Below are 11,559 nucleotides of genomic sequence, written 5' to 3' on the forward strand. Positions count from 1 at the left end.
TTCTATATTCATATTTTACTTGAGATAATTCCTCCTATTAATGTATAAAGGTATTATTGCATAGAAATTTTTAGTTGTTAATACTGGTCATATTTAATCTGTATTTTATTTATAAGTTTCAGAATATTGTTTATTTGATTTTGTTGATGAAGTTTCAGAATCAAATATTGAAGGTTCTCCAAGAGATTTAATTTCTTGATATCTAGGTAAATCTGTATAAAGTTCTTTAAGATATGGGTTTCTTTTTGTAGTTACAATTTTATAAATCATATATGCAAATACAGCAATGTTAACTACTAGTGCAAGGAAACTTACAATAAAGTAGATTTTTGGATTATATGTTGACATTACTTGATATTTCCCTTGATCCTGAAAATGTGGAAATGTTTGTGCAAACATGCACCAAATTGCTAAAGTATGTGCTCTATGTTGTAGCCATGCACCTTTTCCTAATGTAAAAGCACAAAGAGTTGGTGCAAGTAACAGTGCAAAACCACAATACCATGCATGACCTGGTAAGCAATTATAGGTATATGCAAAGTTCCATATATCATAAGCTACTATCCAGAACCACATCATATCAGGCCATAACATATCCATACTTTTATCATTTTCTGTTTTCTTTCTTATGACAATTCCAAACCATCCAGTAATAGTTATAATATTAAGAATACCTGCAATACCATTCATATAATTCCATGGACCACTCATCATGATTTCACCCTCAAATAAGTCTTTCATAAGGCCAAGGCTACCAACTTGGAAATCACGGGTTACAGCCTCTATGATATTAATGGCAAGAATTAATGGTGGGAAAATAAGAGCTACTTTTTTTTCAGAAAGACGCCATAAAACTTCTCCTGTATTTTTGTCTTTTTTCTTATAGTGTCTTATAAACCAGAATCCTATACATCCTGCAGTAGCAGAATAAACTTTTGCTAAATGAAACCAATCAGTATAAGTTTTTTCTTTTAGAACCGTAAACCAAAGTATCGACAAAACTGTGGGTAAAATTATAAAACTAATAAATGCACCTGTTTTTGATCTTCTTGAAAATTCATTGAATAGAAACAATGCAGCAAATACTATAAACCACATCCCCCAAGCTGAAAATATAGTTGCTCCTTCGGAGTAATTAAACGTAAACATATGCAGTCCCTCCTAATTTGTTTGTTATATAATTATCAATATATATATTATATATTAGTTTATATGGTAATACAACTAAAATTTAACAGTAAAAAGAAAAATAACTAATTATTAATATTCGGTACTAATTAACAAATATTTAAGAATATTATACATATATGGAATTATATTTATATAATTCACATCATAAAGTAAATAATATCGCTATGTAAACTAAATAATGGCAAGATCCCAGAATGAGGGTCTTGCCATTATTTTTTGCTAAAAAGATCCAAGATTCAAAAATATATAATTTCCTATTTAAATAAAAATCAAATAGTAGTATTATAGAATAATGGTACAAAATAATAACGAAGAGAGAGTGGGGCAATGAAAAAATTAGTTTTAATAATTATTATTGGATCTATGGTATGTTTAAGTGGTTGTGGTGAAGGACAATCAAACAATGAAAAAGCTAAATTATACAATGACAATGAAGCAATAGTTGAGAGTTATGATTCATTTAATTATCTCTTTAGAAACAGTGAAGGGAAAAATTCTGAATTTGAAATGAATTTTAAAACATTTTCTGGTACTGATACTATTATGGAGATTAATTCTGATGGGAAGGAAGAACTAACTCTTACATATAATACAAAGGTTAATAGAGGCAAACTAAAATTAGTATTCATTAATCCAAATAATGAATTTGAAATAATAATTGAGGGGGAAGGAAATGGAGACTATACAACTACCCTGGAAAGTGGAAAGTACAGAGTTAAGGCAGTTGGTAAAGATGCTAAAGGAAGTTTAAAAATTAAAGCTGATACTGATGCCAATGTTAGAGTTAATGGGGAGGAATGAGTATTTGGTATAAGTGGTGTAATATATCCCTTAATCATAGAATAAAAGATAAATTCTATTTATGCTAAATAAAAGTAAAGTTAGGAGATAAGATTTAGATTGTAGTGAAGTACTTATGTATTAATTTGTAAATTAGATACTCTCTTTTTAACTATGTTTTATAGTGTTCGAAAAACTGTGTCTATAATATTAGACTAACATTAAGCATAATAATAATTTTACCTTTGATTTCTTCATTTAGGTAATTTTCACTAGTTACTGGTATATTATAACCTTAGTAAGGGATAATTTATATTATTGAAAAGTTCAGATATAAAGGATTTTAGTATAAATGGATGTTATTTTTTATAGAAAGTAACATCCATTTTTTTATTATGTTTGAAAATATTCAAATATTTATTAGGTCTAAAAAATATGAATTATGAAAAAGAAAATTTAAAATATAATTATACAGCTTAATTATTTGCTTATAATCTTTTATCTTGAAATATTTTAATCACAGTAATACTGATATTTTTTAAATAATCTTTTAGTATTTTCAACCTCATCCTGTATTTTATCATTTTCAAGTGCTAAAGAGGTAAATATAGTATCTATTATGATTAACTGAGAGATTCTTGAAGTTTGAGATGTTAATCTGAGATTGTTTTCAATATTTGCAGTACTTAGCACTATATCTGCGCAGGATAGGCTCTCAAACGCAGACCTGCCCTGCTTTTTATGGCTTCAACACGATTGCAATATTGAAATTTGCGAATTCAGCCTTTATTTGTGTACAGCTAAACTGATTTTAAAAATAAAATCAGTCTGATTTTGAACGGACAATTTACCCAATAGATATTCCTCATAGGCATCGCCACATACGGTCAGTCCCTGCTCTTTAAGCTGCCGAAGAAAGGGCTCATAGACCTCCAATACTGATTCATATGGGCCCTTGTGGTAAGTAACCGCATAAAGTCCTGCAGGCTTCAACTCGGCATCCGCATTGTCCATACGGACAAACAGCCGATCAACCCTTTGGAATCTTCCCGCCAGCAGATCTTCCTGACTTACAATAGATCCGACATAAGCTGGACCTTTTAGTTCCGTTTTTTTCAAAAAGCGATCATAATAGTTAAACCACTCCTCGCCACTGATGATATCAATCTCCTGGGGGATTGGATCGCTATATAAAACAGGCTCCGCCGGAAGCTCCATGAGAGAGATTTTATCCAAGGGAGCGCTGAGGGCTTCCTCCGAATATGTGACGATGCTGCTTAATAGCCAGTGAATTTGTTCTAACTTTCTTATTTCCTGCTTTACTCGGCTGAGTTGTCCCTTGGAAAGTGCAATTAACTCTTCTGGCGAGTGCGCATTGAGATAGTGTTTCAATGTTTTCAAAGGAAAGTTAAGCTCTCTCAAAGATTGAATCATCCAGAAAACATCAAGCTGTGGAACCGTATAATACCGATATCCATTGTCATTCACTCCCGCTGGATGGAATAAACCGATTCGGTCGTAATAGTATAAGGTATCCTTTTTTATTCCAAATCTTTGCGCAAATTCTCCAGTTGTAAAGGTTTTTAATTTATTTTTATCCATTTATTTTCCTCCTTGACTATGGAGCTACTCCATACTATATAATACATATTGTTAAAAAAAATTGCAACAATAAAAGGAGAGGAGTTTTTACATTATGGATATGAAGCTATATGTTAACACTGGACCTCTCATATTACAGTATGCTTTACGGTTTCTCCGGAAACTGCCGTCTTTCATATTGTAATAGAAATAATTAAAAGGAGATGAATATAATGGAAAATTTTAGAACTGTAGGAGAATTTGAAAAACAAGAATCTGTGCTAATCATCTGGCCACCGTGCGCCAATGCAACCAGAAAGTTAAGTACAGATATAGTTAGCGCTCAAGTGGTACTAGCATTGATGGGAGAAGTAGAAGTCATCGTTTGCTGCTATGATGAGGAAGTGCAAAAACGTGCAAAACAGGAATTGGATAGACAAGGAGTTGATACTGCATTAATCCGATTTGTAATATTTCCCTCCCCTATCATCTATCCGCGTGATTTTGGCGCTGAAGTTATGATAGGTGATCTTGGAAGCCGTGCAAGGGTTGACTTCCGTTTTGACATGTATGGATACTATCCGGAAGATGATGAGCTTTCCCACCTATTACAAGGATTCAGTGAATTTCATGCCAAATGCATCGGAATTGAAAATACACGGTACTCTGAACTGATTAGCGAGGGTGGCGATCGGGAATTCAATGGATGTGGTGTAATGATGGCAATACAGGAAACGGAGGTAGATAAACGTAATCCTGGCAAGACCGTAATGGAGGTGGAACAGGAGTTGAAAAGGGTATTTAATCTGGAGCAGATTATTTGGCTTCCGCAATGTTCCTATGCCGATGAATATGCTTATTCCGGGCCAATCCCTTCTGCCGACGGTACATTCCGCTCCTTCCGTTCTGCTTCTGCCAACGGACACATTGATGAGATCTGCCGTTTTGCCAACACCGATACTATTTTAATTGCACACATTTCCGAGGAAGAAGCCCGTGAAAGTAAGCTACACGCTCTGGACAAAGAACGGCTGGACCGAGCATATGATGTGGTAAAGACTGCTTGTAATAAGGATGGGCAGCCTTTCCGTATTCTGAAAATGCCTGTGCCTGAGCCAATCTATATAGACCTCTATCCAGAAGATGACGCATATAACCTTTGGAGGGAACATAAGGTGCTGTTAGATGTAACTCCCTTTCCTGACGGTCCGATTAACGTTCTGCCAGCACTCAGCTATTGCAATTTTCTGATTGCTAATAACGTAGTAGTTGCTCAGAAATATTATGAGGAAGGAATGTCGGAACGAATCAGGGAAAAAGACGAACAGGCACTGCAGGTTCTGCAAACTGCATTTCCTAACCGTCATATTATACAGATTAACCCGTTGGCACTAAACTTGTATGGCGGTGGAATCCATTGCCATACCCGCAATGTCCCATTTGCACAACAGGTATGATTTTTCAAGCATTCGGAAGACATAGAGGTAGAATATTAATGAGTCGGATTAAGAATGTATTATTAGAAATAGATAGAGAAAAAATTGCTAAAAACACCGTTGTAACAAAAATAAAGTAAGTTTGTTTGGTTTTTCAAGATGGGGTTATAAAAGAAATTATAAATATCGTTCCAGCTTGTGCAGAAGAGGTTGTAGATGCTAAAGGCTATTTAGCTTTACCCTTCTTGCTGATATGCACCTAGACCAATAACTTGTTTTGCTTTATCCTGATCAGGGGATACAATATAATATGTAGCGTCTTTGGGTTTCTCTGAAACTGAAGGGCGCTTTTTCTATTTCAAAAGGAGATGATCAAATGGCAGAAAAAGAAAAAGTAATGACCGTAACGCTCATACGGTCAGATTTATACGATTCGCCTGCCTATACTGGTGCTTATCTAATTCTTCCTGCTGACCGTGGTGAGATATAGGATGCACTGGATCGTGCAAGGATCACAAATCATCAGCCGTATTAAGTCGTGGAATGTTTCAACATGCAGGGAGAAACCCTTGATTTTGTTCCCCACAAGTCATCTCTTGTTGAGCTGAATATCGGATCAACGAGCTGAGTAAACACGACCGTATGGCATTCACTGGCTGTGCTTTAATGAATGATGGCTATCTAATCATCAATATCACTTACAATCTGGAGGACGTTAACTGCATCCAAGCAACGAATGAGAGGGAGCTTGGTAAATTCTATCTGGACAACGATTTTGTGAATGCGGTTAACAATAGGAGTAAGTGCTAGGTGCAAAGGATCCAATCTTTGCTGAATATTATTTAATAGGTTCATTGTACAGCATATTATCAGTTTTAATATGTTATGGAATTATTTTTGTTTAAATTATGGTGATAATAAGGAGTTTTAACAATAGGTACTTTTAAAAAACATTTGTAAACGAACTGGTTGGATATAAATATTCATTATATATGGAGAAATTATTTATGGAAATTAGATATTATGCTATTTTGATTATAGTGAGTATGATGAAAGTGAAGAAAAATATGTAATATCTATATCGTTTTCAGATGTACCTGAATGTATAAGTACAGCTAGAAGTTATGATGAAGGTATTTTAATGGCAACAGAAGCTTTAGAATTAACAACTGTAGGGATGTATGTTCATGAATTGTCTAAAGCAACTAGATTGGAAGATATAGTATTAAAAGATAAAGAAAAAGCTGTTTTTATATGTTATAACACTGAAGATATAAACTTATAATAATTGACACTTTAGAGCGATTAATGCATGAAAATAGTTTATTAGTAAAAAATTTGCTAATACTATAGAAAGGTTTATTAATATAATTATATACGCATAGAATTCAGAGTCAAAAACTATATAAGCCACTATAGTAAATGATATTTAAAATCAAGTTTTAACATTATCTCTTGACAGTTTAAAAAATATGAATTAAAATTAACTGTAAAAGATAGAGTAAAAAATACACTTTAATTTGGTCCTGTGAGGCCAGGAAGAGGTATGACTATGGATATGTTTTTTTGTTGTGTGAAAAAAAAGGTAAATAATATAACTATAAGAAGTACTAAGAGGATTAATTTTTAAAAATTTAATCTTCCTAGTGCTTTTTTTGTGTGCAAAGAAAGGCCTTCAACAAAAGTGTATTTTTACTGTACCAAATTGAGGAGGTCTATTTTATGAAAGCAAAACTTATATTAGAAAAAGGAACAACATTTCAAGGCAATGCATTTGGCTATCTAAAGGACAGTATTGGAGAGGTTGTATTCAATACTGGAATGACAGGATACCAAGAGGCTCTTACAGATCCATCCTATTATGGACAGATTGTAACAATGACTTATCCACTTATAGGAAATTGTGGCATAAATTTAGAAGATATGGAATCAAAGTCTCCTAAGGTTAAAGGAATCATTGTTAGAGAAAAATGCAGTTTATCAAGTAATTTTAGATCTGAATTAGAAATAGAAGATTATTTAAAGCAAAATAAAATCATAGGATTAGAGGGAATAGATACAAGGGCTTTAACTAAAATATTGAGAAATAATGGAACTATGAAAGGAATAATAACTTTAGAAGATGTTTCTTACGAAGAAGTTAAGAATAAAATAGAAGCTTTTTCTAATAGAGAAGCGATACAAAGGGTAACTACCAAAGAAAAGTATGTAATAGAAGGAAGCGGAAAACACGTTGCTATTATGGACTTTGGTATGAAGCAGAGTATAATTAGATCTTTCTTAAATAGAAAATGCAAAGTAACAGTTTTCCCAGCATCTACAAATGCTGAAGAAGTTTTAAATGCAAATCCAGATTTAGTATTCTTATCTAGTGGTCCAGGAAATCCAGAAGATTTAACTGATATTATAGAAAATATAAAGAAGATAGTAGGTAAAAAACCTATTGTAGGAATATGTTTAGGACATCAGCTTTTAGCTTTAAGTCTTGGAGGAAAAACAGCAAAGCTTAAGTTTGGCCATAGAGGTTGTAATCATCCCGTTAAAGATTTAGAGGCAAATAAAGTTTATATAACATCTCAAAATCATGGATATCATGTGAATATGATGCCAGAAAACATGAAGGTAACGCATATAAATTTGAATGATGGGACTATAGAAGGAATGAAGCACAATAGTTTACCTATTTTTTCGGTGCAGTTCCATCCAGAAGCATGTCCAGGACCAAGGGATAGCGATTATATATTTGATAAATTTATGGAGTATGCGCTTTAAGAGTTAGAGATATAAGATAAAAATTGTAAAAATATGTATTCGGAATTTAGGAGGTGGTAATATGCCATTAAGTGAAGATATAAAGAAAGTCTTAGTTATAGGATCAGGTCCAATAGTTATAGGTCAGGCAGCAGAGTTTGATTATTCTGGTACTCAAGCTTGTGAGGCATTAAAAGAAGAGGGAGTAGAGGTTGTATTGATAAATAGCAATCCGGCTACAATAATGACAGATAAAGAAATAGCAAATAAGATTTATTTAGAACCTTTAACAGTGGAATTTGTAGAAAAAGTTATAGCAAAGGAAAGACCAGACAGCCTTCTTGCAGGAATGGGAGGACAGACAGGTTTAAACTTGGCTGTAGAACTTTATGATAAAGGTATACTAGAAAAGTACAATGTGAAAGTTATAGGCACATCTATTGAATCAATAAAAGAAGGAGAAGATAGAGAGCTTTTCAGAAATATGATGAATAGAATAAACCAACCTGTTATACAAAGTGAAATAATTACTGACATGGAAAGCGGAAAGACTTTTGCAAGTAAAATAGGATATCCAGTTATAGTTAGACCAGCTTATACATTAGGAGGAACTGGTGGAGGAATAGCTAACAATGAAGAAGAATTAGAACAGATTTTAGCACTAGGTTTTCAATTAAGTACTATAGGTCAGGTACTTCTTGAAAAAAGTGTTAAGGGATGGAAGGAAATCGAGTATGAAGTAATAAGAGATAGCTTTGGAAATTGTATTGCTGTATGTAATATGGAGAATATAGATCCAGTAGGAATACATACTGGAGATAGTATAGTTGTAGCACCAAGTCAAACTTTATCAGATAAAGAATATCAGATGCTCAGAAGTGCATCCATAGATATAATAAATGCTATAGGAATAGAAGGAGGATGTAATGTACAATTTGCACTAGATCCACATTCTTTTGAGTATGCAGTAATAGAAATAAATCCAAGAGTAAGTCGATCTTCAGCATTAGCGTCAAAAGCTACAGGATATCCAATAGCCAAGGTAGCTGCAAAGATTGCTCTAGGTTACGGATTAGATGAGATTAAAAATGCAATCACTCAAAGGACTTATGCATGTTTTGAACCATCATTAGACTATGTAGTAATTAAAATACCAAAATGGCCTTTTGATAAATTTCAAGGAGCAGATAGAGCTTTAGGAACTAAAATGATGGCGACAGGAGAAGTAATGTCTATAGGAAGTAATTTTGAGGCTGCTTTATTAAAGGGAATAAGATCCTTAGAGATAGGAAAATATTCACTAGAGCATAAAAAATTTAGAGAATTAAGTATGAAAGAATTGAAAGAAAAAGTAATTACGCCAGATGATGAAAGAATATTTGCCTTAGCTGAAATGCTTAGACGTGATTATAAAATAAATAAAGTTGCAGAAATAACAGGAGTAGATAAGTTTTTCATAGAGAAATTTAAGAGTATTGTAGAGGAGGAACAGAGATTAAGACTTAGTAGAATAGGTGATTTAGATAAGGAATGGTTATATAAATTAAAGAAAAAAGGTTTCTCAGATAAAGGAATAGCAGATATGCTAAGAGTTTCTCCAGAAGATGTATATAAACTTAGAATTATATGGGGGATAACTCCAGTATACAAAATGGTTGATACCTGTGGAGGGGAATTTGAAGCTCTTTCGCCATACTACTATTCAACTTATGAAACTGAGGATGAGGTAGAGGTTTCAGATAAGAAAAAAGTTATAGTTATAGGATCAGGTCCAATTAGAATAGGCCAAGGTATAGAATTTGACTATGCTTCAGTGCATTGTATAATAGCTCTTAAAAAATTAGGTATAGAAACAATAATAATAAATAATAATCCTGAAACGGTAAGTACTGATTTTAATATATCAGATAAATTATATTTTGAGCCTCTTACAGAAGAAGATGTATTAAATATAATAGAAAAAGAAAAACCTAATGGGGTAATTCTTCAGTTTGGAGGACAAACAGCTATTAAACTTGCTGAATTCTTAAAGGAAAAGAATATACCTACCCTTGGAACTACTGCAGATCAGATAGACATTGCAGAAGATAGAGAAAAGTTTGATGAATTACTTGAAAAATTAAAAATATCAAGACCTAAGGGAAAAGGAATCTGGAGTGTAGAAGAAGGATTGGAAGAAGCTAAAAGGCTTGGGTTTCCAGTACTTGTAAGGCCTTCGTATGTAATTGGAGGGCAAGGTATGGAAATAACTCATGATGAAAAGGAACTTATATATTATCTATCAAATGCATTTCAAAAGGATAAAAAGAACCCAATACTAATTGATAAGTACCTTATGGGCAGAGAAATAGAAGTAGATGCTATATCTGATGGGGAAGATGTACTTATACCAGGAATAATGGAACATCTTGAAAGAGCAGGTGTACACTCAGGAGACAGTATAACTATATATCCAAGTCAAAATATATGCCCTAATATAAAAGAAAAAGTATTGGAATTTACTAAAAAGATTGCTTTAGGAATAGGAATAAAAGGAATGATTAATATTCAGTTTATAGAATTTAAAGGAGAACTTTATGTTATAGAAGTTAATCCAAGAGCATCAAGAACAGTACCGTATATAAGCAAGGTAAGTAATGTGCCTATAGTAGATATAGCAACTAAGGTTATGCTTGGTGAAAAATTAAGAGATTTAGGTTATGGAGTAGATATATACAAAGAACCTGAATTAGTATCTGTAAAAGTGCCTGTATTTTCTACTCAAAAGCTTCCGAGAGTTGAAGTTTCATTAGGACCTGAAATGAAGTCTACAGGAGAGGTTTTAGGAGTAGGCAAAACAATATATGAAGCTTTATATAAAGGATTTGTAGCAGCTAACATGTTCATTAGCAAAACAGAGTCAACTATACTTGCTACAATAAATGATCATGATAAAGAAGAGTTCTTACCAATAGCAAAAGAACTTTATAATCTAGGATTTAAATTTGTAGCAACTTCAAAAACAGCAAGACTTTTGAGAAATGCTGGCATAGAAGTTAAAGAAGTTAGAAAGCTTAACGAAGAGCATCCTAATATAATAGATGTGATTAAAAATGGAGAAGTAGATTTAGTAGTTAATACTCCAACTAAAGGTAATGATTCAAAGAGAGATGGATTTCATATTAGGAGAGCAGCTATTGAAAGAAATATAGGTGTTATAACAGCTTTAGATACTTTGAAAGCTATGGAAAATGTTAAAATTAAAGGAATAGACCATGAAGAGTTGGATGTATTTGATTTAGCCAACTAGAAAAACTCTTAAATAAACTATAAGCTACAAAAATATTCTTGTAGCTTATAGTTTAATATTTATTGGGAAATAGAAGAACGAAAATCGATGGAGTTAGTGAATAATAACTCCAATAATAGTATTAGTATGAAAATTATAGGAGTTGATAAAAAATAGGAAATTATATGGTATATTAAAATGGGTGATATATTATGAAAAGAAAAATTTTAATTGTTGATGATGAAATAGATTTGGTAAATATGTTACAAAGTTTTTTAAATATGAAAGGCTATGAAGTGATTACAGCTTTAGATGGTAGAGAAGTACTGGAAAAGTTGAATGAAAGACCAGACTCGATTCTTCTTGATGTAAATATGCCACAATTAGATGGTTTTAAAACATGTCAAATGATAAGGGATAAAACTACGATACCAATACTGTTTTTAACTGCACGTACTAATGAAAGAGATCGAGTAAAAGGATTGATGATTGGAGGAGATGACTATATTATCAAACCATTTCTCTAGCAGAACTATTAGCAAGAATTCATGC

Annotated in this window: 8 protein-coding genes; 6 read left to right on the forward strand and 2 right to left on the reverse strand. The window is 32.7% G+C overall.

The features are described from left to right. Positions 1-105: 105 nt before the first annotated feature. Positions 106-1,149, reverse strand: a complete 1,044-nt coding sequence (locus tag NSA23_RS07680; RefSeq protein WP_042682982.1) for a DUF5692 family protein — start codon at positions 1,147-1,149, stop codon at positions 106-108. Between the two features lie 369 nt (positions 1,150-1,518). Here NSA23_RS07680 and NSA23_RS07685 point away from each other — a divergent pair, with 369 nt between their 5' ends. Beyond that, positions 1,519-1,992 (forward strand): hypothetical protein, encoded by a 474-nt coding sequence (locus NSA23_RS07685; protein ID WP_050069860.1) that lies wholly within the window; start codon positions 1,519-1,521, stop codon positions 1,990-1,992. A 765-nt stretch (positions 1,993-2,757) separates the two neighbouring features. Here NSA23_RS07685 and NSA23_RS07690 read toward each other — a convergent pair. Next, a complete protein-coding gene (locus tag NSA23_RS07690) occupies positions 2,758-3,573 on the reverse strand; it encodes a MerR family transcriptional regulator (RefSeq protein ID WP_257490368.1) in 816 nt (271 codons plus the stop codon). 212 nt (positions 3,574-3,785) lie between these two features. On the opposite strand from NSA23_RS07690, the gene NSA23_RS07695 reads away from it, so the two are divergent. The 5 genes from NSA23_RS07695 to NSA23_RS07715 all read left to right on the forward strand — a co-directional run bounded on the left by NSA23_RS07695 (position 3,786) and on the right by NSA23_RS07715 (position 11,534). Then, the gene (locus NSA23_RS07695; RefSeq protein ID WP_257490369.1) at positions 3,786-5,009 is read left to right on the forward strand and encodes an agmatine deiminase family protein; all 1,224 of its coding nucleotides are present in this window, start codon (positions 3,786-3,788) and stop codon (positions 5,007-5,009) included. A gap of 1,120 nt (positions 5,010-6,129) precedes the next feature. Next, positions 6,130-6,273 carry a hypothetical protein gene (locus NSA23_RS07700; protein ID WP_187116691.1) on the forward strand — a complete coding sequence of 48 codons (144 nt, stop codon included), beginning with the start codon at positions 6,130-6,132 and terminating at the stop codon, positions 6,271-6,273. A 437-nt stretch (positions 6,274-6,710) separates the two neighbouring features. Further along, entirely contained in the window at positions 6,711-7,760 is a 1,050-nt protein-coding gene (locus NSA23_RS07705; protein ID WP_042682979.1) for a carbamoyl phosphate synthase small subunit, read from the forward strand. A 61-nt stretch (positions 7,761-7,821) separates the two neighbouring features. Then, on the forward strand, positions 7,822-11,028 hold the full coding sequence (gene carB, locus NSA23_RS07710) for a carbamoyl-phosphate synthase large subunit (RefSeq protein WP_257490370.1): 3,207 nt from the start codon (positions 7,822-7,824) through the stop codon (positions 11,026-11,028). A 239-nt stretch (positions 11,029-11,267) separates the two neighbouring features. Continuing rightward, the gene (locus tag NSA23_RS07715) at positions 11,268-11,534 is read left to right on the forward strand and encodes a response regulator (protein ID WP_257490371.1); all 267 of its coding nucleotides are present in this window, start codon (positions 11,268-11,270) and stop codon (positions 11,532-11,534) included. The last annotated feature ends 25 nt before the right edge of the window (positions 11,535-11,559 follow it).

This window comes from Anaerosalibacter massiliensis, assembly GCF_024623155.1.
GTDB classification, from domain to species: domain Bacteria; phylum Bacillota; class Clostridia; order Tissierellales; family Sporanaerobacteraceae; genus Anaerosalibacter; species Anaerosalibacter massiliensis.